Raw genomic sequence first — 26,915 nt, forward strand, 5'->3', positions numbered from 1 at the left:
CCTGTGAAGCGGGACGGAATCTAAGGGCGAAAAGCCGACCTCAGCCCTGACGGGCCTTGAAGCGGCGCTGCACCTTGTTGATCACGTAGACCCGGCCCTTGCGGCGGACCAGACGGTTGTTGCGGTGGCGACCGCGCAACGATTTCAGCGAGTTACGGACCTTCATGGGACAATCCTGATGCGTTGAAAGGCCGTGATGGAGGCCGAACCTGCGCTACCCGAAAGTGGGAAAATGAGATTTTTCCCGCCAGCGGCCATACCGCCCGGGACGGGGCGGTTTCTAAGCCATCGCGGGGGAGAATGTCAATCAACCCTGCGAAATCCGATCCATCTGCCTCGGGGGGCTGCTAGTCAGCTGATTCTCCAGCAATTTTTCTCGAGAATCCAGCGTCAATTAGCCCCAGATTTTAGACCCCGGTGCCAGCGCGAACCGTATAAGAGGAATCGCTCCCTTGCGCCGCCGACGGCGCCTCGCCGCAGAATGGAACTAACTTCCTTATGACGACCGCTCCCCGGCCGACCGTCAAGACTGCGGTGCTGACCCCTGACGCCCCGATTAACCTGCGCCCAAGCGCCAGGCTGCTGCTGCCGGCCGGCGTGCTGCCGTATCAGCTCAACTGGCCCTACATTCTGGGGATCGGCGCCTACCACGCCCTGGCGCTGCTGGCGTTGCTGCCAGGCTATTTCAGCTGGAGCGGCCTGATCGTCGCCATCGTGGGCACGCATCTGTGCGGGCTGTTCGGCATCAACCTTTGCTACCACCGGCTGCTCACCCATCGCGGCCTGAAATGCCCGAAATGGCTGGAGCACGCGATGGTGGTGATCGCGATGTCCTGCCTGCAGGAAACGCCGGCGCGCTGGGTCGCGATCCACCGCCGGCACCATCAATTCGCCGACCAGCAGCCGGACCCGCACAGCCCGCTGGCAAGTTTCTTCTGGGCCCATATCGGCTGGATCCTGGTGCATCAGCCGGAGCTGTCGCGGCTCGGGATCTATGAGCGCTACGCCAAGGACATTTTGCGCGATCGCTTCTATGTCGCGCTGGAACGCCATCACTGGCTGATCTGGATCAATCTCATCCAGATGCCGCTGTTCTTCGCCGCCGGTTTCGCTGTGGCGTGGCTGTTTGGCGCCACGCCGGCCGACGCAACCCAGACCGGCCTCAGCATTCTCCTGTTCGGCGTCTTCGTCCGCACCGTGCTGGTCTGGCACATCACCTGGGCGGTCAATTCGGTGACGCATGTCTGGGGCTACCGGAATTATGAGACCGACGAGGACAGCCGCAACAACATGATCGTCGGCCTGATCTCGAACGGCGAAGGCTGGCACAACAACCACCACGCCGATCCGCGCTCGGCGCGCCATGGTCATCGCTGGTGGGAGATGGACAATACCTGGCTCACCATTCGCTTTCTGGCGTGGCTGGGCCTCGCCAGCGACGTCGTGCCGCCGAGCGCGCATCTGGCAAAGCAGACTGCCGGGAGCAAGCTGACGACGCGCGGCTCGACCGGCGTCCCGAACGAATAGGGTTAGGGGCCGGGACGCAAAATCGCGAAAACAACCCCATGCAAAGATAGGGTGAGCTTCTCGCTCGGGCGAAAGTAAAGGCTTCAGCGGGTCGCGTTCTTGACCAGCGCGCACTTGCTCTCGGACAGCGGCCACACGGTCTCCTCGGGCGGAATGGAGCGCACGATCTCGAGATAGTCCCAAGGGTAGCGGGATTCCTCGGGCTTCTTTACCCGCGCGAGATACATCGTGCGTGTGACACGGCCATCGTCGCGGATCTGCGCGTTCTCCGAGAAGACGTCATCGACCGGTATGGTGCGCATCTCCGCGGCGACCTTATCGGCGTCGTCGGTGCCGGCCTTGGCGACCGCCTTGAGATAGTGGCGAACCGCGCCGTAGACGCCGGCATGCAGCATCGAGGGCATCATCCCGGTTCGTGCCATGAATTGCTTCGACCAGCTGCGCGTCGCTTCATTCGCGTCCCAGTAGGAGGCGGTGGTGAGATAGGTGCCCTGTGTCGCCTTCAATCCGAGGGCATGAACATCCTGAAGGAAGAAGATCAGCGCGGCGAGATTCTGACCGCCCTGCACAAGTCCGAACTCTCCGGCCTGCTTCATCGTGTTGGTGGTGTCATTACCCGCGTTGGCGATGCCGATGACCTTCGCGCCGGAGGACTGCGCGCGAAGCAGAAAGGAAGAAAAATCCGCGGTGTTGAGCGGATGCCGCAGGGCGCCTACGACCTTGCCGCCGGCGGCTTCGATCACCTTGGTCGCATCGGCCTGGAGTTGGTGCCCGAATGCATAGTCCGAGGCGAGGATAAACCAGGACGTTCCGCCCGCCTTCACAACTGCCGAGGCCGTCCCGTGCGACACCGCGTAGGTGTCATAGGTCCAGTGGAATCCGTAAGGCGAGCACTGTTCGTTGGTGAGCGCGGTGGTGCCGGCGCCGGAATACAGCGCGATCCGCTTCTTCTCGCGCGCCGCATTCTGCACCGCGAGCGCGACGCCCGAGTTCGGCACGTCAACGATCGCATCGACGCCGTCCACGTCAAACCAGCGTCGCGCGATCGAGAGGCCGATGTCGGCCTTGTGCTGGTGATCCGCCGAGATCACCTGCACGGGCTTGCCGAGCACGGTGCCGCCGATTTCCTCGACCGCCATCTCGGCGGCGGCGACCGACCCCTTGCCGGTGATATCGGCCGTCACGCCGGCAAGATCGGTGAGAACACCGAGCTTGACGACATCGCCGCTGATCTGGGCTTGCGCCGCGGCCGGCAGCAATGCGGTCAGGAGTGCAACGCCGAGTACATTCAGCCTCATCCTGGATTTCCTCCCCATAAGCGTTTTCTGATGGTCTTTTCTGGTGGTCTTGCGTCAGCAGCCGTTGGCGTCGAGCCAGTCGAGAACCATCGCGGCGAGTTCGTCGCTGTTGTCCTCGATCATCATCATGTGACCGTTGCCGCGGATGCCGCGCTCCGGCAGCCATACGAACTCCGCGCCGAGATACCTCGCCGTCGCCTCGTCCACCTCGCGGGGGTGGCGCGCGTCGTGATCGCCGGTCACGATCAGAATCCGGTGCTCCTTGAGACTGGCCGGATCGCTGATCCTCAAGCCGCGTCCGCCGATGTTGAATCGCTCGTTGAGGATGCGCGCGCTCTCCGGGACGATCGAACGGCGGTAGTTCCCGAAGGCTTGGCTCGGAAAGCGCGGCGCGTTCGCCCAATAGGCGGCGGCGAATTCGGCGCCGAACCACACCGGCCTGTCCTCCCCGGAATAGACCGGGCAGCCCGCGCGCGCGTCGTCGCGCAGCTGCAGAATGGCGGCTGGATCGTCGGGCAGGTCTGCAAGCAGGTTCGCGGGCGGTCCCGGCGCGATGGCGACGACCGCCGCCACCAGATCGGGGCGCTGCTCCACCATCCACCACGCCATCGGTCCGCTGGCCGAATGCACCAGCAGCACCGCGGGCCCGACCCGCTCCAGAAGTCCGAGCAGCGCGCTTGCGACATCTTGCGTGCCAAGCCTTGCAAAGTCCGACCCCATCGGCGAGCGGCCGTGGCCCGGCCAGTCAGGCACAAAGACGCTGCGGCCCGCGGCGGCGAAGCGCGGCGCCCAGCCCGGCCGCAAGTCCGGCGTCGCCAGATAGCAGGCGCCGGTATGGCCGCCCCCATGCACCATGACGACAGGCGCCTTGCCGGGCACGCGTTCAGTCGGACGGATGTGATCGACATAGATGGGATGGGCCGCAGCTCCCGCGTAGAAGGCAGGCGGCGCATTGTCTTATGACCCAGGCATGAATTCCCGCTGGGCCGGCACGGCGTCCATGCCACCCTCCCTGTCGCTCGCATTGATCTTTCTTGTTGTCCGGCGATGCTAAGGTGGCACCGATTCTGATGCAAGATGAAAGTCACAGATGAGACTAAAAAAGTCACATATAAGACTATCTAGACCGAAGGCCGCACCGGCCCGCACCGCGCGTCAGGGTGCGGCCGGCGCGATCGCCGACGTGCTCGGCGGCACCGAGATCAAGATCGCCTACAAGATGGGTTACGTGCTGAACTTCTACCGCGAGCCTTCATTCCGGAAGATCGAGATGGAGTTCGGCCTGACCCGTCCCGAGATCGTCACGCTGATCTTCCTGAATTTTCGCGAGGGCGTGACCGCAAGCGACATCTGCGAATATACCGGCCACCTCAAGGCGAATATCAGCCGCGGGATCATCGCGCTCGAGAAGAAAAAGCTGTTGCGCCGCGAAGCCGACAGCACCGACAACCGGCGCCAGATTCTGTTCATCACACCGGCCGGCCGCGCGCTCTATGCGCAGTACATTCCAGCGCTGCGCGAGCGCGAGCGCAACATGCTTGCCTGCCTGACGCAGCCGGAGCGCAAGGCGTTCGAACGCCTGCTCGACAAACTCGCCGGCCATGTGCCGCTTTGGGCGGCGCTCGGTGAATTGTAAGGTGGCGCGCCGGTGCAGCACCCAGAGCCTTTTCCGTTTCGATTGAATCGGAACGGGGCTCTAGATTCACTTCGCTGGAAAACGCTCTAGGACGCGGACGGCGGCCGCGGACCGCCGAACCGATGACGTCCGTTTTTGGGAGCAGAGCGACCTCGCCAATGCAGGCGCTGACTTCCGCAAATGACTTAAAACAGACTTGCTGCGCCTCCGCACACCGGAGATCAAATAAGCCATTGCCCGGGCCGTGAAACAATGCTGCAATCCGGATGAAGTCATTTTCTATGTCTTGCGAACTCGTCCCGAAACCGACCCGTGGTCTCGTTCGACCTGCGGTCACACAACGGAGGTCCGCTATGGCCAAGATCAGGAAGCAAAACGAGGAAGCGAAAACCACCAAAGCTCCCGACCTGGAAACGGCAGACCTGACCACCGCCGAACTCGACGCGGTGAATGGCGGTACGAGAATAACGGAAAAGTATAACGAATCGGCTCGGAAGGTAATTGACAAGCTTCGTGGATGACGGATCGAGGGTGCCATCGTGCACCTCGATCGAAATCGTCGGAAGTCAGACTTGGTACTGGTGGTCGTTTGACTGTTTCAGGTTTTGAGTTTGGAAGCCGCCTTCGGGCGGTTTTTCTTTGTGCAAGACTGCATCCGCTATGTCTGGGTTTGGCACGATTAAAGACATGCCGAGAAACTCGGACTATTTCTGCCTATCGAGGTAGAGCGGAAGTGGCCGACAGACCGCCGGAACGGCGCTTTTGACCCCCTTGCGGAAGTGGTCGGCTTTAGGGGCGAGCGCCATAAACCTTCGTATAGTTCCGCGACCCGTTGAGATACCCGACGTTTACCTACGTCCAATTGAGCCGCCGATCGCGATCGTCTTAGCTAGGGGGTGCGGTAGCGCCCCTCGCGCTATCGCTGCCCTCTTTGGGCGTTTCCTCCCTAGACTTGGGCCGCTTGCGCCAATGCAGGCGGCCTTTTTTGTGTATGCCGTCATGTCCGCAATAATTCCGCGCCGGCACAGATTCCAACCACAACGCTCCTGCCACTTCGGCAAGCAAGGCAAGACGTGAGCGAGGAGGAAATGATCCGGCGGCGCCTCGCCGACTTCGAACGGACGCGCAGGTTGCCTTGAGGACTTCCTGAAGCAGGGTGCGAATGATCGAGGGCGCGGGAGACCTCGGCGTGTGATGCTGGTCACCTATTGGCTGTTACCGGGGGAACAGCGCATCATTGCAAGGTGAGGCATTTTCCCGGCATCGACGGAACGGGGCGAATGATCGCGCCGGTCGAGCTAGAGGGAGAATGTGCCATGTCTAACGGGAATCGGAGCGATCTTCGCGACCTCACCGAGAACGACCTCGCCGCCGTCACGGGGGGCGGATATATCCATCTGCATCCGACTGGCTTTGGCGTCAGGGCCGACTTCATGATCGCTCAGAAGCAGCTGATGGAGAGCAACTATCGCGGCGCAATCGAAGTCCCGACAATTCGGCTGTGAGTGAAACGGCTACCTCGACCAGAAGTCGCCCCCGGTCGGCCTGACCGACCTGGGGCGGATGGTCCTGACTACGCCGGTCTAGCCAGCAGCCAGATTGGCTCGGCCGCAAGCGGAGATCCGACACGGCATCATCGCGCTCGAGAAGAAAAAGCTGTTGCGCCGCGAAGCCGACAGCTCCGACGACCGGCGCCAAATCCTGTTTCATCACACCATCACAGCATGTCGGCCCCCAGGCTTCTGTAATCTGTCGGAACGCGGCATGGCGCCGTCAGGGGACAGGCTTTCGAGCGGGGGGAGATTTCGTCAGGTATTTCACGAGATTTTGCGCATGCGGAGACAGCGATGCCAGCTTTCGCACGCACAGGGTGAGGTGACGGAGAGCCCAGACTTCGTCCAGCGGAATGATGCGCAGCTTGCTGGTCCAGCGCCGGGCAACAGGTTCGGGAACGATGGCGAGCCCGATCCGGTTTTCAACCACGCGGCAAATCGAATCGAAGCCGTCCAGCCGCACACGCAGTTTCAACCTCTTGCCGGCTCGCTTTGCCTGCTCATTCAGAAAGTCCTGCCAGGCAGTCTCAGCTCGAAGGCCCACCAGATCGTAATCCAGCACTTCCTTGAACGGTATTTTACGGCAGCGCGCGAGCTGATGCCTGAGCGGCACGACAAGTACAAACCGGTATTCGCCGACTGGCATCGTCTCAAGCTCGGCAGCGGCTTCGAGCCCCTCGGCAACGATACCGATTTCCACTTTTCCAGCGGCGACCGCCCTCACAATGTCGCGACTTCTGCCCTCTTCCAGATCCACGTCGATGTTCGGATGGGCCGAGAGAAAACGCGCCAGGCGCGCGGGAAGAAATACCGAAATGCCCATCGTGTTGGAGCGAACATGAACCTGCGCCCGCAGTCCTTTCGCATAATCGTTCAATTCTCCACGCATGTGCTCGAGCTGCTGGATGACGAGACGGGCATGATGAAGGAGCGCCGTTCCCGCCGCCGTCAGTTCGACGCCTCGGCGCTTTCTCACCAGGAGCGGCGTGCCAAGATCGACTTCCATGTCGCGGATTCGCTCGCTGGCGGAAGCCAGAGTCATGTTCGCGCGAAGCGCCCCGCGGGTGATGTTCGAGGCGTCCGCCACGTGCAGGAACAAGCGAAGGTCAGTGAGATCAAATCGCTCAGCCATAGGATCGGAGCCTTCAGCCTAGCCTGAGGCTACCTTAGCGCCTTCCGCATTGTGAGTCCCGCGCAACGCATCATGCTGAGCAGAGAGACGCCATCCTGCGCGGAGGCCGCCATGAAGCAATATGCGCTTGAGCCGTTCGGATTTTGTGTGGGCTTCCTCAGATTGTTGGCGAAGCCACGGAGCCCGGAGGGGCCGATCCAGGCAAAATTATCCAGCTCCGGCAACTGTCCCGTCGATCGATATGAAACAGGTTCAGATCACAGACCGGTCGCCGAGCATCTCGTCCAAATCGGAGTCATCGCGCTCGACTACCGCCCGAACCTGCCAGGAGCACACGCACCGAACGTTTCCGGCGGACGCCGCCCGCTGGGACCGGTGCGCATTATCGCCTCGGTAGGGTGACCATAACGGACTCGCCGAATGCGCTGATCCAGCCGCAACGACCTCAAGCGCGGCACAAGCCGGCCGCCCAGCAGATTTATGATTCACAGCCTGATCTCATCCCGCTTAGTTCGGAAACTCGACCATCGCCTCGCCGGTTGCGACCTTCTCGCCCGCCTGGTTGCGCACCATGACGTCGATCAGCACCCAGCGCGAGGTCTTGGTCACCTGCTTCGACTTGACGATTCCGGTCGGCTGGATGGTGTCGCCGGGCTTCACCGGCTTGACCCATCTTGTTTCCAGCCGGCGGTGGATGGCGCCGGCCGGATAGGCCCAGTCGGTAATCATTCGCGAGATCAGCCCGAAATTGTTCATGCCGTGCATGATGATGCCACCGAAATTCGTCTTGCCGAAATTGCCCTTCATGTAGTCGTCGTCGAGATGCAGCGGGTTGTAGTCGAGCGAGGCATCGCAAAACAGCCGGATCGATTCGCGTGACACCGCGAATTTCGGGCCATCGATGCTGTCGCCGGCATTCAGGTCTTCAAAGCTGGTGGTCATGACGCTCTCCGCTCATTCGGGCCGGATGGTCCAGCCGCGGCCGGAACAGATCACGTCGCCATGCTGGTTGAAGAAGACGTTGTCGTGCACCACGAACAGCCGCTCGCGCTTGATGAACTTGTCGAGCGCGCGCGCCTGTAACGTGATGACGTCATTCGGCCGCGCCGGAATGTTGTAGCTCCAGGATTGCCCGGCGTTGACGGTGCCGGGCGAGCGCATCCAGTCGTCCGCCGGCGTGCACGAGAACATCAAGAGGATATGGATCGACGGCGGCGCGATCAGGCCACCATAGCGGGTGGTTTTCGCGTAAGCCTCGTCGAAATAGATCGGGTGATCTTCCCCGACCGATCTGCAGTACAGCTCGATCGCTTCCTTGGTCAGCGTGTAGGGGATGGTCGCGCGCGGCTCGCCGGGCACGATGTCGTCCCAGGCCTTGCGCAGATTGGCGTCTTTCCAGAAATCGGTCTCGAAGGCTTCCGCCTGCGCCATGCCATCCTCCCTGTTTTTCCGCGATCTTTGATTCTGCCGCCTTGCGGAATTTGTTATATAGTATAATCAATTTCCCAGACCGAAAAATCAAGCCGCGGGGAACCCCAAATGGCCAAGCTCAAGCTGCCCAATATCGACGACGTCGTGGCGATCGACATCCACACCCACGCCGAAGAGCCCTGCGGCATGCACGGCGACGACGGCTATGACGATTTCCAGGCGCAGATGGCCGACTATTTCAAGTCGCCGCACAAGCACCCGCCGACGGTGCCGGAAACCGCGGCCTATTACCGCTCCAAGAAGATCGCCGCCGTGATCTTCCCCGTCGACGCCGAGCGCGAAACCGGTTTCCGCCGCTACAACAATTACGAGATGCTGGAAGTCGCCTCCGACCATCTCGACGTCCTGATCCCGTTCGTCAGCATCGATCCCCACAAGGGCAAGCTCGGCGTGCGCGAAGCGCGCAAGCTGATCGAGGAATACGGCGTCCGCGGCTTCAAATTCCACCCCACCATGCAGGGCTTCTATGCCAACGACCGCATGGCCTATCCGCTTTATGAGGCGATCAACGAGGGCGGCGCGATCGCGCTGTTCCACACCGGCCAGACAGGCGTCGGCTCTGGCATGCCCGGCGGCATGGGGATGCGCTTAAAATATTCCAACCCGATGTACATGGACGACGTCGCGGCTGACTTCCCCGACCTGAAGATCATCCTCGCCCACCCGTCGTTCCCCTGGCAGGAAGAGGCGCTGTCGGTCGCGACCCACAAGCCGAACGTCTATATCGACCTCTCCGGCTGGTCGCCGAAATATTTCCCGCCGATCCTGGTGCGCTACATCAACTCGATCCTGCAGGACAAGATGCTGTTCGGCTCGGACTGGCCTGTGATCACGCCGGACCGCTGGCTGGCGGATTTTGCCAAGCTCGACATCCGCGACGAGATCCGGCCCAAGGTATTGAAGGCCAACGCGCGGAAGATTTTGGGTATATAAAGGGGCGTTCGCTTCGCAGGCGGACGGTTGAACGAGATGGTGGCCAGTGACCCAACTTGCCAAAATCGCTGTCCTCGTCACCGCGATCTCGACGGCAAGCATCGTTCAGTGCCTCGCGGCTGAATCGCCGCCGATTGCCGTTGAGATCGAGAGCCCGCTTGCCAGTTCAAATCCGCTGCAGGGTTATCTCCGGCAACCCGGCGGCGTAGGCCCCTCGCCCGCCGTCGTGTTGCTGCATAGCTGCCATGGCGACTGGAAACGGATCGATCAAAGCTGGGGTAGGCAGATCGCGGCCTGGGGCTATGTGGTGCTCACTGTGGATAGCCTGGGTCCACGCGGACTCAAGACCTGCGAAGGCAGGGCTCCGAGCGATTCGAGCGAGGACGCCTATCGTGCCCTGAAGTTTCTGGCGCGCGATCCATTCGTCGATCCCGATCGTGTAGCGGTGATCGGCTTTGCGAACGGCGGCCGGGTGGCCCTGATGTCGATCGAACGTGGCTATCTGGAACAGGCATCGCCAACCAAGTTCCGCGCGGCCGTTGCATTCTATCCATCCTGTCTTGGCCTCAAGGGCGAGATGACCGCGCCGGCGCTGATCCTGATCGGCGAACTCGACGATTGGGCCTTGGCCAGGGAATGCCGGAACGTGGTGGAGGGCCGCGACGACTGGGGGATATCGCGCCAGAAGGACAAGGGCGTACCGATCAAGCTGATGGTCTTTCCCGGCGCCTACCACGCATTCGATGCGCAGCGGCTCACAACGCCACTCCTGCTGAAGGGACATCATCTCGAATTCAACCAGTCGGCGACGAATCAATCGACCGAGGCGTTGCGCGACTTTCTCGACACCACCATCGGTAAGGCGGCGCCGTGAATATCAAAGCCGTCGTGTTCGATGCCTATGGCACGCTCTACGACATCCAGTCGGTGGCGTCAGTCACCGAGCAGGCGTTTCCCGGTTACGGCGAAATCATCACGCAGGTCTGGCGCATCAAGCAGCTGGAATACACCTGGCTGCGTTCGCTGATGCGGCGCTATCAGGATTTCTCTGATGTGACGCGGGAATCCCTGGCCTACACGCTGCGCTGCCTCGGCCTGAAATACGACGAGGCTGATTTCGCTGGGATCATGGACAAGTACCGGCATCTCGATCTCTATCCCGATGCGCTTGCCTCGCTGGCGGCGATGAGGGACAAGAAGCTTGCCATTCTCTCCAACGGCAGCCCGGACATGCTGGGCGCGCTGGTGAAGAACAGTGGCCTCGACCGCGTGCTCGATGCCACCATCAGCATCGACGCCAATAAAGTATTCAAACCGAGCCCGGACGCCTACGCCTTGATTGAAAGCACGCTTCACATTCCGCCGCACGAGGTCCTGTTCATCTCCTCGAACCCGTGGGACGCCTGCGGCGCCAAGGCGTTCGGCCTCAACGTCGCCTGGATCGAGCGGGTGACGCCGGAGGCGATGGCGCAGGCCTGTCTCGAAAGCGAGACGCTGCCGCCCTTGACGATGTTCGAGATATTGCGCACCCAAATGGACGAGCTCGGCGTTGCGCCCGATCATCGCATCCATGGTCTCGCCGAGCTTCCCGCCCTGGTGTCTGCCCAAAGGTCCTGAAATGAGTCTTGCCTCCGTCCGCGCCTTCTTCGCCGAGAAGGCGCCCGAAATTACGGTGATCGAATCCACCATGAGTTCGGCAACGGTCGCGCTCGCGGCCGAGGCCTATGGCGTCGAGCCGGCACGGATCGCCAAGACGCTCAGTCTGCGGATCGGCGAACGCGTGGTGCTGATCGTGGCGGCCGGCACTTCGCGGATGGACAACAAGAAGGTGAAGGCGCTGTTCGGGGGCAAGCCGAAGATGCTCGGGCTCGACGAGGTCGCCGAGATCACCGGCCATGAAGTCGGCGGCGTCTGTCCGTTCGGATTGAAGACGCCGCTTCCGGTCTATTGCGACGTATCGCTAAAGGCGTTCGATATCGTGGTTCCGGCGGCAGGCTCGACCCACAGCGCGGTGCGCATCACGCCTGCGCGCATGGCGGAACTGACCTCGGCCGAATGGGTCGATGTCTGCGAGGTCAGAACCGAAAGCGAAGCGACCGCCTAATCGTCGTCGTCTTGATAGTAGGGTCTCGGCGGCAGCGGCTGGGGCTGTACCAGTGGTGCTGCGCGGCCGCGCGGCGCCATTTGCTGTTGCGGGCCCCGTCCGCCCGGTTGCTGCTGTTGTGCATTGGCCTGCGACTCGAACACGGCGCGGCAATTGTTGGAGAGCTGCGGCGTATTCTGCCGCAAACACGTCACGATTCGGCTGACATCCGGAACCTGATCACTGCAAAGTCGCCATACGTCGGGGGTGCAGGCCATCTGCTGTTCCCAGGTTCCCCTATATTCCTGGGCGAATGCGGTTGATTGCAGGGCGCCAACGCTTCCGATTGCGAGGGCAAGTCTGACCACAAAAAGGCTGAGCCCGATGCGTGGGGCGGCCGGGTCCGCTCGTTTCATGTCCGGTCCTTTCATTCGAGTGGTGTGGCGATGCGGTTTCCAACTCGCACCGCTCCCAAAACTCTCCAATGAATGCGGCCAAGCAACGTTCGCGTAGACAAGAAAATGTGAATGGAGTTCCCTACCCCGCCTTGCCGATCTTCCTTGTCGATCTTCAGCGCCATCGCCTCGCGAGGCGCGTCACGAGCGTCCGTCCGTGCGACGTCGCATCGCCAGGTGATGCTACTCTTGTTCCGAGGGCCGCATTTTCGCGTCCAGCGGCGTCATGCCAAAACGCCGGCGAAACGACCGGTGGAAATACGAGACGTCGTTGAAGCCGGAGAGATAGGCGATATCGCTGATCTTGCTCGCCCGGCGCAGCGGATCGCGCAGCAGCCGTGCCGCCCGCAGCAGCCGCTGCTCCAGCACGAATTCCGAAAACGTGGTGCCAGCGCGCTCGAACAGCATCTGGATGGAGCGCGGGCTGGCGCGGTGGCGCTGCGCGAGGTCGGCGAGCGTGAGCCTGCCGTCGCCGAGGCGCGACAGAATGTCGGCCTTGATCGCTTCCAGGCGAGCCGCCGCAAGGCCGCGGTCTTTCGCCAGAACGGTCTCGTCGCGTCCCGTCCCCAGCATCAGCACCACCAGGTCCAGAAGATGCTGCGAGACAGCACTTTGCGCCAGTGCGTCGAGACCCGGGGCATGCTGAACCGCGAGGTCGTAATACTGGTGCAACATCGCCGCGAGCGCGGGGTTATGCGCGAGCGGCCGCGCAATCCGATCTTCCGCGTCGGGACAATAGGCGAGCAGAGTCCGGCGCTCGATGAACAGCGACTTGAAGCGCCCTTCGACCAATTGCGAAACGTCGGCACCTTCATGGGCCGCATCGGCAAGGCCGGTGCCCATCGGTTCAAGATCGACCGACCGGCCGCCGACCGTGATGCGCACCGGCGCGGCCGTGGCCATCACGAAGGCGAGCGCGCTGTCGCGGTCGGCGCCGGTCGCAACGAACTGCATCGGCGAGCCTGCGGCCCCCGACATCATCAGGCCAGGCAGCGGCACCGCGGTCACGTCGCATCGCACGGGCCCGGCCGCGAGGGGCGCCACATCGCCGCACATCACGCGGCGGCAAAACTCCTCCCGCCAGGCGTCATAGGCAGGCCCATGCGGGTCGCCGGCATAGCCGAGGCGCGGCGCGCCGCGGGTCGATTGGCTGTCGGCCGCCATAAGCGCGCACGTCTCCAGGCTCGTGTAACGGAATATCCATATCGCGTTGGCTGCCCGGCGCAACGTTTTCCAGCACAACTGCGCGCCAGGCCATGACAATTTGCGCTGTAGTCCATTCAATGCGGGAACCCGTCGCGCCGCCGGACCGCCCGTCCGTGACATCGCCGCAACAGGCCGGCGCAAACCGGCGTCCTGCGCCTTCAGCCATAACGCGTTTCGCACGGCTCCAAGAAGCGCCGCAACATTCCCGCTAGCAGTTCGGATACTGCAACGAAGGAATTGTCGATGCCGACTGGAGTACAGGCCCGCGCCCAAAGCGCCGTGATGGCGAATACCTTGCGCAACAGGCTGCTCGTCACCACCGCGCTGGCGCCGCTCGTGCTCGGGGGACTGCTTTCGCTGGCACCCGGCCCGGCGCACGCCGCCTGCACGGTGGTCGGCACCGGCACCATCGGTGCACTTGACACCAACGACGTGGCGACCTGCACGGGCGTCGGCAATACCGACCTCGTCGACGCGACCGGAAAAACCGACGTCACGGTGAATATCGGCACCGGCGCGGCCGCAGCCTCGCTTACTACCGCACTACACACCATTGTGTTGGACGGCACCTCCTCATCGCAGGTGAACGTTAGAGAGCAGGCAACGGTTGAGAGCACCACCTTCAACGCAATCGTACTCACCGGCTCAGCCAACAACAACACGGTGTCGGTTGCAACCGGCGGCCTTGTCACGACGACCAGCAACGCCACGCCCGCCATTGTTCTTTTCAATTCAAGCAATAACACCATCAATATTGGCGGCACCGTGTTCGGCAACGCCCTCGGCGCGAAAGGCATTAATGTCGGCGGGACATCGGGTTCAAACGTGTTCAATATTCTGGCCGGCGGATCGGTTCTCGGCTCGCAGGGAATTACTTTCACCGCAGGCGGCAACGTCATCAACAATGCCGGCACGATCTCCGGAAGTACCGATACGGGAATCACGGGTTCGACCGGCGTTGACACCGTCTTCAACTCCGGCGTCGTCACAGGTGGGGGCGGAACTGCGATCAACCTCAACGGCGGCGCGGATACGCTTACACTGGTGCCGGGATCGACCATCACCGGGAAAGCGCTCGGCGGCACAGGCATCGACACGCTGGGATTTGACGGGACCGGAAGCGCCACGTTCAATCTCGGCAATCTCGGCAATCTCGGCGCCGGCCTGCAATATGACGAGTTTGAATTGCTGCGCAAAACGGGCATCTCGGTCTGGACACTGACCGGCGCCACCGCCTTCAACGGCGCAACGACGGTGGAAGCCGGCGGCCTGATCGTGAACGGCACATTGCCATCCGTCGTCACCGTCCATGGCGGGTATCTCGGCGGCAGCGGCACGATCGGCGGTCTCGTCGTCAACAACTTCGGTACGGTCGCCCCCGGCAATTCAATCGGCACCATCAACGTCAACGGCAATGTCACCTTCAACGCCGGCTCGTATCAGGTCGAAATCAACGCCGCCGGACAATCCGACAAGATCGCCGCGACCGGCACTGCGACCCTCAATGGCGGCACCGTGCAGATCGTGCCGCTCGGCACGGGCTTTCTCGCCAACACGCAATATACGATCGTCACCGCGGCCGGCGGCGTCACCGGTACCTTCGCTTCACTGGCGCCGCTGACCGCGCCGCTGGTTTCGGGGCAGCTCAGCTACGATGCCAACAACGTATATTTCCTGCTGCAACAGGTCGCGGGCTTCGGCACGCTCACCGGACTGACGCCGAACCAGTCCGCCGTCAGCACGACGCTGGACCAGGCGCAGCTCGGCGGCGCGTCCGGGCCACTCTCCACCGCCATCAACACGCTTGCCGCGCTCAATACGCCGGGCATCAAGGCCGGTCTCGACGATCTCGCCGGACAAATTCACGCCGACGGGCGCCGTTTCACCACCGATCAAGCCGGTGCCTTCCAGAATTTCATGTGGAACGCCGGCACCCAGTCGCGCGGCGAGACCGTGCGGATGTCGGCCTCTTCCTACGCGCCGGAGCCGACCGACCCGATCGGCAAGGCGCTTCGCGCGCGCCGCGCCGCACCGGCGCAGAGCGTGTGGTTCGGTGGCTATGGCAATTGGGACAGGGTGGCGGCGACCGACATCGCCTTCGGCACCAACACCAGCATCGGCGGCGCCGCGCTCGGTGTCGATCTGTGGAACAGCCCCGGTGCCACAGTCGGCCTCGCAGTCGGCGCATCGACCGGCAAGATCCGGTCGGCGGTCCGCGCCGACCGGATCGATGCCAATGCCGGCCACGCCGGGTTCTATGCGCGCGGCGAGAGCTACGGGTTCAACGTCGCATCGGCCATCAGCTATTCCTTCGCGGCGCTGGAATCCTCGCGCGCGATCTCCTTCCTGGGAGAAACCGCCACCGGCCAGTCCCGCGCCAACACGTTTGCCGCCACGCTCGGCATCGCCCGGCCGTTCCAGTTCGGCGGCTTCAAGGCCGAACCCTTTGCCAACCTCGACTGGTATGCGACGCGGCAGAACGGCTTCAGCGAAACCGGCGCCCCCGGCGTGAATCAGATGGTACAGGCTGGCGGCTTCGACGCGCTGTTCGGCACCGCGGGTCTGCGCTTGATGCATCAAACCGTGATGGCCAATGGCCTTCCGGCGCAGTTCGGCGTGACACTCGGCGCGCGCCATGAGTTTTCCGGCAATGCGCCAGGCATGCTTGCGGCCTTCGAAGGCGCACCGGGAATCCAGTTCGCGATCACCGGCGTCGAACGCGCCCGTACCACGGCGCTCACCGGCCTCGAGGCGCGGTGGGATCTGACGGCCTCGACGTCGTTCAAGGCCTCCTACGAGGGCGCGTTTGCACCGGGCTTCGACCGGCACACATTGCGGGGCGCCATCCGCAGCGAATTCTGAGGCAGGCCCCTACTCCACCTTGCCGATCTTCTTCACCGCGGCGACCAGCCGCGCGCTGTCGTCGGCGACGAATTTTGCAAATTCCGGCGCGTCCATGTAGGCGACCGGGCTGCCCGCGGTCTCGAAGGTTTTGATGACCTCGGGCGCCTTCACCGCCTGCGCCATCGCGCCGCGCAACTGCGCCATGATCGGCGCCGGCAGCGCGCTCTGCGCGAACAAGCCCGCCCAGATGTAGAACTCGACGTCCTTGTAGCCGAGTTCCTGGAAGGTCGGCAGATCGGGAAAGCTTGCGATGCGCGCGGCGCCCCAATTCGCGAGCACGCGCATCTTGCCGTCATCGACCTGCTGCTTCAGCGTGCCCGGCGCCGAGGCCACCGCCTGCACCGTGCCGCTGAGCAGCGCGGTCAACGCAGGGGCGGCGCCGCGAAACGGCACGTGCAGCAGTTTGATGCCGGCGCTCGCCGCGAACATTTCCATCGCCACATGCAGCGTGCCATAGGGCCCCGACGAGCCGTAAGGGATCTGACCGGGGCGCTTTTTGGCGTCATCGACGAAATCCTGCAGCGTCTTCCATGGAGCCGAGGCCGGCACCGCCAGCAGCGTGGGGTCGGCGAGCACGCGCGCGACCGGCGCGAATTGCGATACTTCGTAAGCCACCGGGCGGTCGAACAGCCGGTCGGCTTCCGGCAGCACCGCCAGCGACGACAACGTCATCAACAATGTGTAGCCGTCGGGCTCGGCGCGCGCCGCTGCCGCATTGCCGACCGATCCGCCGCCGCCGCCGGCACGGTTGTCGACAAGCACAGGCTTGCCGAGGATTTTTTCCAGCGCCTGCGCCACCGGCCGTGCCGCAAGATCGGCCTGGCCGCCGGGCGGAAACGGCACGATCATGGTGATGTTGCGCGAGGGGTACGCGCCTTGCGCAAACGCCGCATGCGAGAGCGCGGTTTGCGCCAGCGGCAGCACGGCGGCGGCTTTGAGAAGTTCGCGGCGATTCATTTGGCAGTTCCCCCGGAGTTTTGTTTTGGTTATTGGCGGTAGCCTAGCCGAAACTCGGTCCCATGGGCAAAGGCGCCGTTCGTCGCGCCGCCTCAGGATGCCTTCTTCTTCCCCTTGGCAAAATGCTTCATCAGAAACTCCGCCAGCACCTCGACGCGGGCGGGGCGCGGGCCGCCGGGCGGGGTTACCAGATGCACCGCGCCTTCCGGCTGCTTCCAGCCTTTGAGGATCACCTCGACCTCGCCGGAGGCGATGGCGTCGCCGACGATGAAGTCGGGCAGATCGGCGATGCCGAGCCCGGCAATCACCGACGGCAACACCGCCTCGCCATTGTTGACGCGGAGCTGGCCGGCCGGGCGCACGCTGGCCTGCTCGCCAGCGGCGTTGGTGTAGTGCCAGACGCCGGGCGTCGAGAGATAGGCGTAGCCGAAACATTTGTGCTGGGAGAGATGCATCGGATGGGTCGGCCGGCCGTGGCGCTTGAGATAGGACGGCGCGGCCACCGTGTAGCGCGGCATCGCGCAGAGCCGCCGCGCGATCAGCGATGAATCCGGCAGCCGCGCGATGCGCAGGCCGGCGTCAAAGCCCTCGCCGATCAGATCCACCGTCGCATCGCTGAGATGCAGGTCGATCGCGACTTCCGGATACTGGCTCAGGAATTCCGGCAGTAGCGGTGCCACCGCCTTGACCCCGAACGTCATCGGCACCGCGAGCCGCACCAGCCCGCGCGGCGCCGTCGATTGCGACAGCGCCTCGTTCTCGGCCGCTTCGCCGTCGACCAGGAGCTGCGTCGCGCGCTCGGCCAGCTTTTGTCCGGCGTCGGTCAAAGCAAGCCGCCGCGAAGTGCGATTGAACAGCCGCGCGCCGAGGCGTTGTTCGAGCCGGCTCACCGCCTTCGACACCGTGGCCTTGGACAGCGCGAGTTCGGTCGAAGCCGCCGCGAACGATCGCAATTCCACGACCTTCGCGAAAATCGCCAGCGCTTCGAAATCCGGAAGTTTCGCCATTCGGCCCGCCTTGTCAGATCGGATTCGGGCCTTGCCCGAAATCAGGATGCAAGCTTGACGATACCATAGGGACTGAATTTGAAATCGCCTTCCGCGTAATCGGACTCGAACGACAGTTTGGCGCGGCGCGACTTGAGCGTTGCCTCCAATCCTTGCCGCGCGATCTCGTCAGCAACCGCATCCATGGTCGCGACGGCTTCGCGTTCACTGCCATGGGACTTCGGCACAAACACTTCGGGCAATCCCGCCAGGTGAAAACCCACGCTTTCCAGATAATCGTCCGAGGCCAGCGGCCGCTTGGCAAATGCCAGGCGGCAAACGCGGCGCAACGCGAAGTCATCATCGGATTTCAGCGCGGCACTGGCCTGAAGGATGAGTTCGTTCCATTTGACGAGGCCGTGCGCGACACCGGCGCTCTCGCCCTTGACGGCGGTAGCCCCCGCCTTGATGACCTGATGGACCAACATCAAGGCACCGGTGGAAACGACCATGGCGGTTTCCGGCGTCATCGGCGGGCCCAGCACGTACAGCACCGACTGGTGGTTTTCCACCGCGTCCTGATCGGCGCTGGAGCGGGCATTGGGATGCACGCGATCCCAGGAAACCCCAAACGAGCGACTCATGCGCGGATCCGGTTTGTCCTGGGAATAGGTGTGATCGATGCTGAAGCCGGTGGCGAAATCGCGGATGGCCATTGAAGCCGCGTCCGACAGCTTCGCCAGGCCGTTCGCACCGCCAAGGAAGCAAACAACGTGGCGAGGTTTCACCGCCAATCGCCGCGCTTTCGCTGCGGCATCCTGACCGGACGAGGCCGGCTTCCGGCCGCCGGCGTCTGACGGTCCCGCCACCAGCAGCGCTCCCATCAATCCCAATACTCCGCGGCGAACGGCGTTCATGCGCAACTCCTCCATACGGCGCCGAACGACGCCCCTCCCCGGCGCCTCGCGCCCGAGTGACTGGCATCAGTCTGGGCAAGCCGCCCGGCGGTTCGGTCCAGGAGGCCGATTCCGCGGCTTGGGGTCCAAATATGGATGTCCGGGACAGGCGGCATTTCCATTAGCTCACAAATAGAAACAATGTGTTTCGATAGTTTCTATTTATATACCATGTCGGGAGGCATATCCAATGGCCATCGGAATTCAAGCAACGGAGAAATCCAATGGCCAAGAAACTTTCGGGCAAGGTAGCCCTCGTTACCGGCGGTTCCCGCGGTATCGGCGCAGCCAGCGCCCGCGCCCTCGCGGATCAGGGCGCCAACGTCGCCATCAGCTATGTCGCCTCCCCTGACAAGGCCGAAGCCGTCGTCAAGGAATTGAAAGCGAGAGGTGTCGAAGCTCGCGCCTTCAAGGCCGACCAGGCTTCATCTCTCGAGGTCGAGCAATTGGTGAATGACGTCGCCAAGCACTTTGGCCGGCTCGACATTCTCGTCAACAATGCCGGCGTCGCCGTCAGCGGCGCAGTCGATGATGCCAGCGCCGACACCGCGGCACTGGCGCGGCAGGACGCGATCAATGTGCATGGCGTGGTCACCGCGATCCGCGCTGCCTCGAAGCTGATGGGCGAAGGCGGACGCATCGTCACCATCGGTTCGGGCATTGCGACCCGCACCTCGTTCCCGGGCCTCGCCGACTACGCCGCCACCAAGGCGGCGATCGTCGGCTACAGCAAGGGCGCATCGCGCGACCTCGGCCCCCGCGGCATTACCGTGAACGTGCTGCAGCCGGGCTCGATCGATACCGACATGAACCCGAAGGATGGCGGCGACTTCGCCGAAGCCCAGCGTACGCAGCACGCGCTGCAACGCTACGGCACCCCCGAAGAGATCGCAGCCGGCGTCGTGTTCCTCACCAGCCCGGACGCCTCGTTCGTGACCGGCACCGTGCTCAACGTCGATGGTGGCTTCGGCGCCTGACCAGTCCAACCAAGAGAAGCCGGGCGCGTTGCGCCTCGCCCCTCGCAAACACTTTCAAAGGAATACTCCCATGATCGAACTCAGACCCTTTGCAAAACTCGGCGGCGCTGACCACGGCTGGCTGAAGGCAAAGCATCACTTCTCCTTCGGCAGCCATTACGACCCTGACAATATGGGTCACGGTACCTTACGGGTGTGGAACGACGACGAGATCGCCCCCAACACCGGCTTTCCCGCCCATCCCCATGCCAACATGGAAATCATCACCTATGTGCGCGAAGGCGCGATCACCCATCAGGACTCGCTTGGCAACAAGGGCCGTACTGAAGCCGGCGACGTGCAGGTGATGAGCGCCGGATCGGGCATTCGTCATGCCGAGTACAATCTGGAGCCGACCAACACCCGGATCTTCCAGATCTGGATCGAGCCGACCACTCAAGGCGGCCAACCCACCTGGGGAGCAAAGCCGTTTCCGAAGTCGGACCGTTCCGGCAAGCTCGTCACCATCGCCAGCGGCATTGCCGGCGACAGGGATGCGCTGCCGATCCGCGCCGATGCTCGCGTGCTCGCCACCACGCTGAAGGCCGGCGAGAGCGCGGAATACGAAGCCGGCAAGGCGCGGCATCTGTATCTGGTGCCGGCGGCGGGTAGCGTCGAAGTCAACGGCGTGCGCGTCAACGCCCGCGATGGCGCTGCGATCCGCGATGAGGCCAGGCTGACGATTACGGCGCTGGAAGATTCCGAACTGGTGCTGGTCGACGCGGCGTAGGCGTCAAGCACAATCGTCGTCATGCCCGGGCTTGACCCGGGCATCCACGACTTCCCCCAGCAGATCGAAAGACGTGGATGGCCGGGCATAGGCGAGCGGAAGCGACGCCGTCCTTCGGACGGCTATGCCCGGCCATGACGACACCCTACATTTTCAACCTCAAAGGAGAGCCATCATGGCCAAAGTACTCGTCCTCTATTACTCCGCCTACGGTCACATCGAAGCGATGGCGAACGCCATTGCCGAAGGCGCACGCGAAGCCGGCGTCACTGTCGATGTCAAGCGCGTGCCCGAACTGGTGCCCGTCGAGGTCGCCAAGGCTTCGCATTACAAGATCGATCAGGCCGCCCCCGTCGCCAAGGTCGAAGAGCTTGCCAATTACGACGCCATCATCGTCGGCACCGGCACCCGCTTCGGCCGGATGGCCTCGCAGATGGCCAATTTTCTCGATCAGGCCGGCGGCCTGTGGGCCAAGGGCGCCCTGCACGGCAAGGTCGGCGGCGCCTTCAGCGCAACCGCCACACAACATGGCGGCCAGGAGACCACGCTGTTCTCGATCATCACCAATCTCTTGCACTTCGGCATGACGATCGTCGGCCTCAATTACGGCTTTGCCGGCCAGATGAAGCTCGATGAAGTCACCGGCGGCGCGCCCTATGGCGCCACCACGATCACCGGCGGCGACGGCAGCCGTCTGCCAAGCGATAACGAGCTCGCCGGCGCGCGCTATCAAGGACGCGTGATCGCGGAGACCGCCAAGAAACTCCATGGCTAACTCCATTGCTAACTGCATGGCTGATCCGAGATGGGCGGCATTCTCATTTGAGATTGCCGCCCTAGCTACCCGTCAGGGGCGATGGATTTAGCGATGGTCGAATTTCTCTTTATGGCCCAACTGGTGCGCCGTCCGCTGCAGGCGATTGCACGGCGCTGGTGGTGCCGCAGCCTTTTCCGCGCCTCGCGCGGCCAGCGGCGCTGTCCGGAATGCACCAAATCGTGAAATCGGTCTGACGGTTTCGTGATACGAAACGGATTCGTGATACGGAATCCACCACTCGCTATTCACCGATACGGGGTTCAGGCATGAGCAATCTTTCGCAACCCCCGTGGCCGGAATTGCCGACAGCGGCGTGGCGTGACACCTATGCGACGCTGCATCTCTGGACCCAGATCGTCGGCAAGATCAGGTTGAGCAAGGCCCCCTGGCTGAACCATTCCTGGCATGTGGCGCTCTATGTTACTCCGCGCGGGCTGACGACGTCGCCAGTCCCGGACGGCACGCGAACGTTCCAGATCGATCTTGATTTCATCGATCACGTCTTGCGCATCTCAACCAGCGAGGGCGCGAAGCAGCAGTTCGCGCTTCGAGGAAAATCGGTTGCCAGCTTCTACGCCGCCACCATGATGATGCTGACCGAGCTGGACATTTCCGTCACCATCGACGAGATGCCGAACGAACTGCCGGACCCGGTCCGCTTTTCGGAAGATAACGTCCACGCCTCCTACGATCCCGAAGCGATCAAGGGCTTTCTGCAGATTCTCGTGAACTGCGATCGCATCTTCAAACAATTCCGCACCGGCTTCCTCGGCAAGGCCAGCCCGGTGCATTTCTTCTGGGGCAGCTTTGATCTGGCGGTGACCCGCTTCTCCGGCCGTCGTGCGCCACGTCATCCCGGTGGCGTACCGCATCTCTCCGACGACGTCGCCTGGGAGGCCTATTCGCACGAGGTCAGCAGCGCCGGCTTCTGGCCGGGAAGCGGCGCGATCGATTATCCCGCCTTCTATTGCTATGCCTATCCGGAGCCTGCGGGCTTTCGCGCTACGAAGGTGCGGCCGGACGCGGCGTTCTTCAGCGAAGCGCTCGGCGAATTCATCCTGCCCTATGATGCCGTGCGCACGGCTGACGATCCCGACCAGGCGTTGCTGGATTTCCTGCAAAGCACCTATGAAGCCGCGGCGATTTCGGCGAAATGGGATCGCGACGCGCTGGAATGCGACTTGGGCCAACCCGGCGTGGTGCGGCAGGTCTAGACCGGTCTTCCACGACGAACGTCTGGCATTGCGATGCTCGATCGTATTCGAGACTGTCGCCCACAGGAAGTTCCGCAGGACGGGCAAAGCCGGGAGGCGCTGCTTTCGCCACAAAATGAGATAGCGAAGTACGTTGCAATCCAACCGGAATGAAACGGCGCTAGTGCTGCAATTGCGGCTTGACCACGGTCTGGCGAACTTCGGCGCCGCAGTCGGCGCATTCAAAGGTGAAGTCGATCTTCGCCATGCTCCAATGCGGCTCGACGTCCCTTACAAACATCGGAATCCCGATGCAGCTCGGACAAATGACGAAAGCCGGCTCGATGTTGTCGTGATGGTGGATATAGGCTGGCATGTCGGCACTCCCCACGGAAGCATTCAGCTGTAGCCCTTGACCCGACCATCAGCATACGCCGCTGCCGTAAAGGCGATCATGAACTCTTGCGAACACAGGTAGAACAGCCGCACAATCCCGCCGAGTGTGACAGATTTGCACGACCGTGTCGTCTCTGCCACAGCGTCAATTCTCTTCGCGCGGCAAGGGTTTACCGGGCGCGCGCTTCAAATAAGCCATGAGCTTCGGATAGTTGCGCAGCTCGCGCGCGGCGCGGTCGCGCAATGCGTAGGGCAATCCGCGCAGGCTCAAGGCGGCGCTGATGTCGACCAGCGGCAGCGGTGTCACGCCAAAACGCCGCTTATAGTCATAATCGCCCACGCTGAAGTCGAACTCGCGCACGCCGTCTCTGTGCAAGGCGGCCATGGTACGTTCGATGACCAGCCGGCCCGGCGAACAAGCCGACCATTTGTCGCCGGCATTGCTGACCCGCAGCATGACATAGCGCGGGCCACTGCGAACGCCGAACAACGTCGCGACGACTTCCTCGCCGACCGTCAGCGCCGACAACACGGCATAGCCTTCACTGAGGCCATCACGCACGAGGTTTCGATAGAAATCGGCGCAGGCCCCGTCGCCGAGAATGAAGTTCGCCCCCAGATGCTGCATGCGGGCGCTCTGTTGCGCATCCAGGGCGGCAAGAACGCGCAAGGCTTCGTCGTTCTCTCCTGCAATCCTGAATTCAGCACCGGGATAGGCCGTAAACGCGCGCCAGCTCCGTTCGAGAACCCTGCGAACGTCGCGCTTCAGCGAACGCTTGTACTGATCGAAATCCTCGCCTGTGGTGACGAGATTTCCGTTCAGCGAGCACAGCCCGGCTCCATCCAGCATCGCCAGCGGGTTGGACCCGCCCTGCAGATCGAGCGGCATTTTCTTGAAGCGAATGAGATCAGCGCCGCCAGGCAGCCGGCGCAACGCCAGCCGCAGCTCACGCCACAGGATGGCTGCCGCCTTGGGTTCGCGCGGCGCGGCCGGACCGAGCAGCGGCGCATTGTAGTCGGTCAGTTCGAGGTCGGCGAACTCGACGACGCAGATGCGCTTCAGCTTGCGCCTGATCAGCGGCAGAAGCAGTGCGACTTCGCCTGTCGCACGGTCCCTGACAGTTGCAATGAGTGGCTCGATACCGGGCTGTCCGGCGAACGCGCCATACCACGCCGCGAGCCACTTCTCATGCTGGAAGATGGTGGCCTGTCCACGACGATACGCACCGTCCCAGTTGCCTGCGACGGTATCCCAATTGTCGAAATCCACGGAGAACGCCGCAACCTGCGACGTGCGGTTCCGCCCCACATGCCGTGCCGCGTCGTTCGTCAGTGTCGTCACGATCAAGCCGCCTTCATGCCGCCTTGGGAAGATCGACCACTTGCTCCGGATGGTCATGGTCGAGCCGGAACTCGATCTCGTTGCGCGCCTTGCGCTCGCGCTTGACCCAGGAAGTGTTGCGCAGTGCCTTCTGCATCACCGCCTTGCCCCAGAACGCCGGCCCCTTGAGCGAACGGCTCTTGGGCGCATATCCGAAGCGATTGCGCAACAGACCGTTGGCCAGATTGACGATCCGGGTCCGCCGGATCTCTTCATTCTCGTAACCCACCGTCATGGAGATGTTGACGGTGCCGAGATTGTCGACGCGATGCGGCGCGTTCAGCGGCCAGTTCAGCATCTGACCGGGCTCGAGATCGAGCACGGTCGCATAGCGATCGTACCATTCGTGATAGGGCATATCGAGTTCGAGCTCGAACAGCTGGATATCCTCCAGATTCTTCGGAGTCACGAAGGGAGGGTTCGACGGATAGATATGGACGCGCTTGCGGCCGGCGATTTGAATCAGGCTCTGGCCGGGAAGATCGGCGTGGTAGTGAACCTGCGCCTTCGGCGCCGAGAGCAGAATGCCGGCGTTGTACTGGTGCGGCAGCGCGAAGTGCGGGACCTTCTCGCCGATTTCGGCGAACATCTGGGCCAGCAGGTCGCTGTAGCGCTGGTCGATATCCGAAACCATGCGCAGGTTGAGCCAGAGGTCACCCCTGGAAATCGCGTCGATGACCTGATGGCCGCTGAAATTGCCGATATCGCCGTGCCGCCAGATACGCTTGTCGCCCTTCACGCCGGTCTGCATCAGGCTGTAGTGCTCGCGCGGATAATTCTCGATCAGTGCGGCAAGATGATCCATCGAGAACAACGGTGACTTGTGCATGTTGTGCGCAAGCCGGATTGGTGCGTGTCCCCACAGCACCGAATGGGTCTCGTCCCAATGACTAAAAATGCGATCTGCTGCCATCGTCCAACTCCTTTTGACCAAATTTTTTTCGTCCGGATGACGACCGATTCCGATCTGCGCCTGCACGCTGTCCCGAAATCTCAGATGGCTGCCACGCCGTCGGTCATCCGATGTCCCGTTATGAGACGGCCGGACAACCTTCACGCTCTAACTGGCAAGAAGGATGCCGCAGGGGTGTCGCACCCACTTACCGGACGATAAGGTCTGGGATGTATGGCTAACGTTGGCATAACCGAGAGAGCGCCGGCGAACCCCACGATGGCTACAGAACCGCAATATCGGGCGCTGCTTCTCGGCGCGGGACCGCAAATGCAGTGCGGCGTCGGGCAATTCACGCGATTGCTGGGCGAGTGGATCGAAAAGGCCGAACCCGGCAGCTGCACGACGTTAACCCTGACGCGATCGGAAGGGTCATTAAGCGATATCTGGCGCGCCGTCGGCTCCGCACGGAGCGTGGTCTGCAACTTTCCGATCGTGGCCTGGAAGCGCGTGATGTTCGCGCCGCTGCTGGCGATGGCCATGGCGCGGTTGCGGCGGCGCAAAACTGTCCTGATTCAGCACGAATGGGCCGGGCTGCATTGGCTGCGCCGGATCACCTACATGCCGGCCCTCCTGCTCGCCAACACCATCGTCATGTTCTCGCCGCTGGTGCGGCGGGAACTCGCCGAGGATTCCCTGGTGGGCTGGACCGCGAGGAAATGCGTACTAGCCCCGCTGCCGCCCAACATAGAGGCGTCTGCAGGGATGGCGGATTCGGAGTTGCGCCGGCGTCTCACAGCTGCAAGGCAAGACGGCCGGCTGGTGATCGGCCATTTCGGTTCGATCTATCCGGCCAAGCAACCCAATGCGCTGCTGGAGATCGGCGCGATCCTGAAGCAGCGTGGGCTGAGCCCCCTGATCGTCTATGTCGGCTCTTTCATCCGCGGCACCGACAATGTCGAGGAGGACTTCCACGCCCGCGCCACGGAGCTCGGAATCGCCGGTGATGTGATCGTATCCGGTTTCGTCGCCTCCGATCACGAGGTGTTCGGGCTGTTCGGCGCGGTCGACGGGTTTTGCTATCCGCTCGACGAAGGGCTCACCGCGCGTCGCTCCAGCGTTCTCGCCTGCGTGCAGGCCGGCCGGCCGCTGATCGTGACCGGCCCTGCTCTGCCTGACGAATTCGACCATCATCTGCGCTTCAAGGCATTGATCGATCGCGGCGCCATCGTGCTCGTGCCGCGGGGATCGAGCGCGGACGCCTACGCCGATGGCATCGTTGCCGCGCTGGAACGGCCGCCGGTGCAAGCCGCGTTCGATTTCGATGGGTGGTGGCAGGACGTCGCGAACGCGGTGCGCGCGCAGCTTTGAGC

General features: G+C 62.9%; 30 protein-coding genes. 16 read left to right on the forward strand and 14 right to left on the reverse strand.

Going from position 1 to position 26,915, the window contains the following annotated elements:
* Positions 1 to 40: 40 nt before the first annotated feature.
* The gene (ykgO, locus tag ABIE49_RS15050) at positions 41 to 166 is read right to left on the reverse strand and encodes a type B 50S ribosomal protein L36 (RefSeq protein WP_002718645.1); all 126 of its coding nucleotides are present in this window, start codon (positions 164 to 166) and stop codon (positions 41 to 43) included.
* A gap of 332 nt (positions 167 to 498) precedes the next feature.
* Here ykgO and ABIE49_RS15055 point away from each other — a divergent pair, with 332 nt between their 5' ends.
* A complete protein-coding gene (locus ABIE49_RS15055; protein WP_192738965.1) occupies positions 499 to 1,527 on the forward strand; it encodes an acyl-CoA desaturase in 1,029 nt (342 codons plus the stop codon).
* An 83-nt stretch (positions 1,528 to 1,610) separates the two neighbouring features.
* Here ABIE49_RS15055 and ABIE49_RS15060 read toward each other — a convergent pair whose 3' ends face one another.
* Both ABIE49_RS15060 and ABIE49_RS15065 read right to left on the reverse strand, forming a co-directional pair.
* Complete coding sequence (locus ABIE49_RS15060) at positions 1,611 to 2,825, reverse strand: ABC transporter substrate-binding protein (protein ID WP_192738966.1); 1,215 nt, start codon at positions 2,823 to 2,825, stop codon at positions 1,611 to 1,613.
* Between the two features lie 54 nt (positions 2,826 to 2,879).
* Positions 2,880 to 3,680 (reverse strand): alpha/beta fold hydrolase, encoded by an 801-nt coding sequence (locus tag ABIE49_RS15065; RefSeq protein WP_192738967.1) that lies wholly within the window; start codon positions 3,678 to 3,680, stop codon positions 2,880 to 2,882.
* Positions 3,681 to 3,915: 235 nt separating this feature from the next.
* On the opposite strand from ABIE49_RS15065, the gene ABIE49_RS15070 reads away from it, so the two are divergent.
* The 3 genes from ABIE49_RS15070 to ABIE49_RS15080 all read left to right on the forward strand — a co-directional run bounded on the left by ABIE49_RS15070 (position 3,916) and on the right by ABIE49_RS15080 (position 5,966).
* Complete coding sequence (locus ABIE49_RS15070) at positions 3,916 to 4,461, forward strand: MarR family winged helix-turn-helix transcriptional regulator (protein ID WP_354066831.1); 546 nt, start codon at positions 3,916 to 3,918, stop codon at positions 4,459 to 4,461.
* Between the two features lie 353 nt (positions 4,462 to 4,814).
* Positions 4,815 to 4,982: a hypothetical protein gene (locus ABIE49_RS15075; protein WP_192738968.1), complete on the forward strand. Its 168-nt coding sequence runs from the start codon at positions 4,815 to 4,817 to the stop codon at positions 4,980 to 4,982.
* Positions 4,983 to 5,777: 795 nt separating this feature from the next.
* On the forward strand, positions 5,778 to 5,966 hold the full coding sequence (locus ABIE49_RS15080) for a hypothetical protein (protein WP_192738969.1): 189 nt from the start codon (positions 5,778 to 5,780) through the stop codon (positions 5,964 to 5,966).
* 268 nt (positions 5,967 to 6,234) lie between these two features.
* Here the strand turns inward: ABIE49_RS15080 and ABIE49_RS15085 are convergent, their stop codons facing one another.
* Positions 6,235 to 7,146: a LysR family transcriptional regulator gene (locus ABIE49_RS15085; protein ID WP_192738970.1), complete on the reverse strand. Its 912-nt coding sequence runs from the start codon at positions 7,144 to 7,146 to the stop codon at positions 6,235 to 6,237.
* Positions 7,147 to 7,257: 111 nt separating this feature from the next.
* Between ABIE49_RS15085 and ABIE49_RS15090 the strand changes: the two genes are divergently transcribed.
* On the forward strand, positions 7,258 to 7,548 hold the full coding sequence (locus ABIE49_RS15090; RefSeq protein ID WP_192738971.1) for a hypothetical protein: 291 nt from the start codon (positions 7,258 to 7,260) through the stop codon (positions 7,546 to 7,548).
* A gap of 105 nt (positions 7,549 to 7,653) precedes the next feature.
* On the opposite strand, the gene ABIE49_RS15095 is transcribed toward ABIE49_RS15090, so the two are convergent.
* On the reverse strand, positions 7,654 to 8,088 hold the full coding sequence (locus ABIE49_RS15095; RefSeq protein WP_192738972.1) for a MaoC family dehydratase: 435 nt from the start codon (positions 8,086 to 8,088) through the stop codon (positions 7,654 to 7,656).
* Positions 8,089 to 8,100: 12 nt separating this feature from the next.
* Positions 8,101 to 8,577, reverse strand: coding sequence for a MaoC family dehydratase (locus ABIE49_RS15100; protein WP_192738973.1), 477 nt, complete (start codon positions 8,575 to 8,577; stop codon positions 8,101 to 8,103).
* 108 nt (positions 8,578 to 8,685) lie between these two features.
* Here ABIE49_RS15100 and ABIE49_RS15105 point away from each other — a divergent pair, with 108 nt between their 5' ends.
* Genes ABIE49_RS15105 through ABIE49_RS15120 form a run of 4 tightly spaced genes read left to right on the forward strand, consistent with a single transcriptional unit; the run spans position 8,686 to position 11,674 of the window.
* Complete coding sequence (locus ABIE49_RS15105; protein ID WP_192738974.1) at positions 8,686 to 9,570, forward strand: amidohydrolase family protein; 885 nt, start codon at positions 8,686 to 8,688, stop codon at positions 9,568 to 9,570.
* Between the two features lie 46 nt (positions 9,571 to 9,616).
* Positions 9,617 to 10,444: a dienelactone hydrolase family protein gene (locus ABIE49_RS15110; RefSeq protein ID WP_192738975.1), complete on the forward strand. Its 828-nt coding sequence runs from the start codon at positions 9,617 to 9,619 to the stop codon at positions 10,442 to 10,444.
* Complete coding sequence (locus tag ABIE49_RS15115; RefSeq protein ID WP_192738976.1) at positions 10,441 to 11,187, forward strand: haloacid dehalogenase type II; 747 nt, start codon at positions 10,441 to 10,443, stop codon at positions 11,185 to 11,187. Before ABIE49_RS15110 ends, ABIE49_RS15115 begins: the two co-directional genes overlap by 4 nt.
* A gap of 1 nt (position 11,188) precedes the next feature.
* Complete coding sequence (locus ABIE49_RS15120; RefSeq protein ID WP_192738977.1) at positions 11,189 to 11,674, forward strand: YbaK/EbsC family protein; 486 nt, start codon at positions 11,189 to 11,191, stop codon at positions 11,672 to 11,674.
* Here the strand turns inward: ABIE49_RS15120 and ABIE49_RS15125 are convergent.
* A complete protein-coding gene (locus ABIE49_RS15125) occupies positions 11,671 to 12,069 on the reverse strand; it encodes a hypothetical protein (RefSeq protein ID WP_192738978.1) in 399 nt (132 codons plus the stop codon). The two genes, ABIE49_RS15120 and ABIE49_RS15125, sit on opposite strands and share 4 nt — an antisense overlap.
* Positions 12,070 to 12,291: 222 nt before the next feature.
* Positions 12,292 to 13,272, reverse strand: coding sequence for a helix-turn-helix transcriptional regulator (locus tag ABIE49_RS15130; protein WP_192738979.1), 981 nt, complete (start codon positions 13,270 to 13,272; stop codon positions 12,292 to 12,294).
* 285 nt (positions 13,273 to 13,557) lie between these two features.
* On the opposite strand from ABIE49_RS15130, the gene ABIE49_RS15135 reads away from it, so the two are divergent.
* A complete protein-coding gene (locus ABIE49_RS15135) occupies positions 13,558 to 16,176 on the forward strand; it encodes an autotransporter outer membrane beta-barrel domain-containing protein (RefSeq protein WP_192738980.1) in 2,619 nt (872 codons plus the stop codon).
* A 9-nt stretch (positions 16,177 to 16,185) separates the two neighbouring features.
* Here ABIE49_RS15135 and ABIE49_RS15140 read toward each other — a convergent pair whose 3' ends face one another.
* From ABIE49_RS15140 to ABIE49_RS15150, 3 genes are all read right to left on the reverse strand, one after another.
* Positions 16,186 to 17,175, reverse strand: coding sequence for a Bug family tripartite tricarboxylate transporter substrate binding protein (locus ABIE49_RS15140; protein WP_192738981.1), 990 nt, complete (start codon positions 17,173 to 17,175; stop codon positions 16,186 to 16,188).
* Positions 17,176 to 17,267: 92 nt separating this feature from the next.
* Positions 17,268 to 18,182, reverse strand: a complete 915-nt coding sequence (locus ABIE49_RS15145; protein ID WP_192738982.1) for a LysR family transcriptional regulator — start codon at positions 18,180 to 18,182, stop codon at positions 17,268 to 17,270.
* A 41-nt stretch (positions 18,183 to 18,223) separates the two neighbouring features.
* Positions 18,224 to 19,078 carry a hypothetical protein gene (locus ABIE49_RS15150; protein ID WP_192738983.1) on the reverse strand — a complete coding sequence of 285 codons (855 nt, stop codon included), beginning with the start codon at positions 19,076 to 19,078 and terminating at the stop codon, positions 18,224 to 18,226.
* A gap of 263 nt (positions 19,079 to 19,341) precedes the next feature.
* Between ABIE49_RS15150 and ABIE49_RS15155 the strand changes: the two genes are divergently transcribed.
* From ABIE49_RS15155 to ABIE49_RS15175, 5 genes are all read left to right on the forward strand, one after another.
* Positions 19,342 to 20,094 carry an SDR family NAD(P)-dependent oxidoreductase gene (locus tag ABIE49_RS15155; RefSeq protein WP_192738984.1) on the forward strand — a complete coding sequence of 251 codons (753 nt, stop codon included), beginning with the start codon at positions 19,342 to 19,344 and terminating at the stop codon, positions 20,092 to 20,094.
* Positions 20,095 to 20,164: 70 nt separating this feature from the next.
* Positions 20,165 to 20,863 (forward strand): pirin family protein, encoded by a 699-nt coding sequence (locus tag ABIE49_RS15160; protein WP_192738985.1) that lies wholly within the window; start codon positions 20,165 to 20,167, stop codon positions 20,861 to 20,863.
* A 175-nt stretch (positions 20,864 to 21,038) separates the two neighbouring features.
* Complete coding sequence (wrbA, locus tag ABIE49_RS15165; RefSeq protein ID WP_192738986.1) at positions 21,039 to 21,638, forward strand: NAD(P)H:quinone oxidoreductase; 600 nt, start codon at positions 21,039 to 21,041, stop codon at positions 21,636 to 21,638.
* Between the two features lie 93 nt (positions 21,639 to 21,731).
* Entirely contained in the window at positions 21,732 to 21,863 is a 132-nt protein-coding gene (locus ABIE49_RS15170) for a hypothetical protein (RefSeq protein ID WP_354066832.1), read from the forward strand.
* An 83-nt stretch (positions 21,864 to 21,946) separates the two neighbouring features.
* Positions 21,947 to 22,894, forward strand: a complete 948-nt coding sequence (locus ABIE49_RS15175; RefSeq protein WP_192738987.1) for a DUF5996 family protein — start codon at positions 21,947 to 21,949, stop codon at positions 22,892 to 22,894.
* A gap of 160 nt (positions 22,895 to 23,054) precedes the next feature.
* On the opposite strand, the gene ABIE49_RS15180 is transcribed toward ABIE49_RS15175, so the two are convergent.
* The 3 genes from ABIE49_RS15180 to ABIE49_RS15190 form a co-directional block, all read right to left on the reverse strand.
* Positions 23,055 to 23,249: a hypothetical protein gene (locus ABIE49_RS15180; protein ID WP_192738988.1), complete on the reverse strand. Its 195-nt coding sequence runs from the start codon at positions 23,247 to 23,249 to the stop codon at positions 23,055 to 23,057.
* Between the two features lie 165 nt (positions 23,250 to 23,414).
* Positions 23,415 to 24,611, reverse strand: a complete 1,197-nt coding sequence (locus tag ABIE49_RS15185) for a GNAT family N-acetyltransferase (RefSeq protein WP_192738989.1) — start codon at positions 24,609 to 24,611, stop codon at positions 23,415 to 23,417.
* A 13-nt stretch (positions 24,612 to 24,624) separates the two neighbouring features.
* Positions 24,625 to 25,563 (reverse strand): hypothetical protein, encoded by a 939-nt coding sequence (locus tag ABIE49_RS15190; RefSeq protein WP_192738990.1) that lies wholly within the window; start codon positions 25,561 to 25,563, stop codon positions 24,625 to 24,627.
* A 258-nt stretch (positions 25,564 to 25,821) separates the two neighbouring features.
* On the opposite strand from ABIE49_RS15190, the gene ABIE49_RS15195 reads away from it, so the two are divergent.
* A complete protein-coding gene (locus tag ABIE49_RS15195) occupies positions 25,822 to 26,913 on the forward strand; it encodes a glycosyltransferase family protein (protein WP_192738991.1) in 1,092 nt (363 codons plus the stop codon).
* Positions 26,914 to 26,915: the final 2 nt, after the last annotated feature.

Origin of the sequence: Bradyrhizobium sp. OAE829 (genome assembly GCF_040546575.1) — a bacterium.
Lineage (GTDB): Bacteria > Pseudomonadota > Alphaproteobacteria > Rhizobiales > Xanthobacteraceae > Bradyrhizobium.

Coding starts and splice junctions, on each gene's coding strand:
- ABIE49_RS15145 (WP_192738982.1), bottom strand. CDS start 18,182: ATGGCGAAACTTCCGGATTTCGAAGCGCTGGCGATTTTCGCGAAGGTC.
- ykgO (WP_002718645.1), bottom strand. CDS start 166: ATGAAGGTCCGTAACTCGCTGAAATCGTTGCGCGGTCGCCACCGCAAC.
- ABIE49_RS15140 (WP_192738981.1), bottom strand. CDS start 17,175: ATGAATCGCCGCGAACTTCTCAAAGCCGCCGCCGTGCTGCCGCTGGCG.
- ABIE49_RS15080 (WP_192738969.1), top strand. CDS start 5,778: ATGTCTAACGGGAATCGGAGCGATCTTCGCGACCTCACCGAGAACGAC.
- ABIE49_RS15070 (WP_354066831.1), top strand. CDS start 3,916: ATGAGACTAAAAAAGTCACATATAAGACTATCTAGACCGAAGGCCGCA.
- ABIE49_RS15120 (WP_192738977.1), top strand. CDS start 11,189: ATGAGTCTTGCCTCCGTCCGCGCCTTCTTCGCCGAGAAGGCGCCCGAA.
- ABIE49_RS15065 (WP_192738967.1), bottom strand. CDS start 3,680: ATGGTGCATGGGGGCGGCCATACCGGCGCCTGCTATCTGGCGACGCCG.
- ABIE49_RS15085 (WP_192738970.1), bottom strand. CDS start 7,146: ATGGCTGAGCGATTTGATCTCACTGACCTTCGCTTGTTCCTGCACGTG.
- ABIE49_RS15100 (WP_192738973.1), bottom strand. CDS start 8,577: ATGGCGCAGGCGGAAGCCTTCGAGACCGATTTCTGGAAAGACGCCAAT.
- ABIE49_RS15055 (WP_192738965.1), top strand. CDS start 499: ATGACGACCGCTCCCCGGCCGACCGTCAAGACTGCGGTGCTGACCCCT.
- ABIE49_RS15075 (WP_192738968.1), top strand. CDS start 4,815: ATGGCCAAGATCAGGAAGCAAAACGAGGAAGCGAAAACCACCAAAGCT.
- ABIE49_RS15105 (WP_192738974.1), top strand. CDS start 8,686: ATGGCCAAGCTCAAGCTGCCCAATATCGACGACGTCGTGGCGATCGAC.
- ABIE49_RS15090 (WP_192738971.1), top strand. CDS start 7,258: ATGAAGCAATATGCGCTTGAGCCGTTCGGATTTTGTGTGGGCTTCCTC.
- ABIE49_RS15060 (WP_192738966.1), bottom strand. CDS start 2,825: ATGAGGCTGAATGTACTCGGCGTTGCACTCCTGACCGCATTGCTGCCG.
- ABIE49_RS15130 (WP_192738979.1), bottom strand. CDS start 13,272: ATGGCGGCCGACAGCCAATCGACCCGCGGCGCGCCGCGCCTCGGCTAT.
- ABIE49_RS15195 (WP_192738991.1), top strand. CDS start 25,822: ATGGCTACAGAACCGCAATATCGGGCGCTGCTTCTCGGCGCGGGACCG.
- ABIE49_RS15150 (WP_192738983.1), bottom strand. CDS start 19,078: ATGAACGCCGTTCGCCGCGGAGTATTGGGATTGATGGGAGCGCTGCTG.
- ABIE49_RS15095 (WP_192738972.1), bottom strand. CDS start 8,088: ATGACCACCAGCTTTGAAGACCTGAATGCCGGCGACAGCATCGATGGC.
- ABIE49_RS15160 (WP_192738985.1), top strand. CDS start 20,165: ATGATCGAACTCAGACCCTTTGCAAAACTCGGCGGCGCTGACCACGGC.
- ABIE49_RS15170 (WP_354066832.1), top strand. CDS start 21,732: ATGGTCGAATTTCTCTTTATGGCCCAACTGGTGCGCCGTCCGCTGCAG.
- ABIE49_RS15155 (WP_192738984.1), top strand. CDS start 19,342: ATGGCCAAGAAACTTTCGGGCAAGGTAGCCCTCGTTACCGGCGGTTCC.
- ABIE49_RS15135 (WP_192738980.1), top strand. CDS start 13,558: ATGCCGACTGGAGTACAGGCCCGCGCCCAAAGCGCCGTGATGGCGAAT.
- ABIE49_RS15180 (WP_192738988.1), bottom strand. CDS start 23,249: ATGCCAGCCTATATCCACCATCACGACAACATCGAGCCGGCTTTCGTC.
- ABIE49_RS15175 (WP_192738987.1), top strand. CDS start 21,947: ATGAGCAATCTTTCGCAACCCCCGTGGCCGGAATTGCCGACAGCGGCG.
- ABIE49_RS15190 (WP_192738990.1), bottom strand. CDS start 25,563: ATGGCAGCAGATCGCATTTTTAGTCATTGGGACGAGACCCATTCGGTG.
- wrbA (WP_192738986.1), top strand. CDS start 21,039: ATGGCCAAAGTACTCGTCCTCTATTACTCCGCCTACGGTCACATCGAA.
- ABIE49_RS15125 (WP_192738978.1), bottom strand. CDS start 12,069: ATGAAACGAGCGGACCCGGCCGCCCCACGCATCGGGCTCAGCCTTTTT.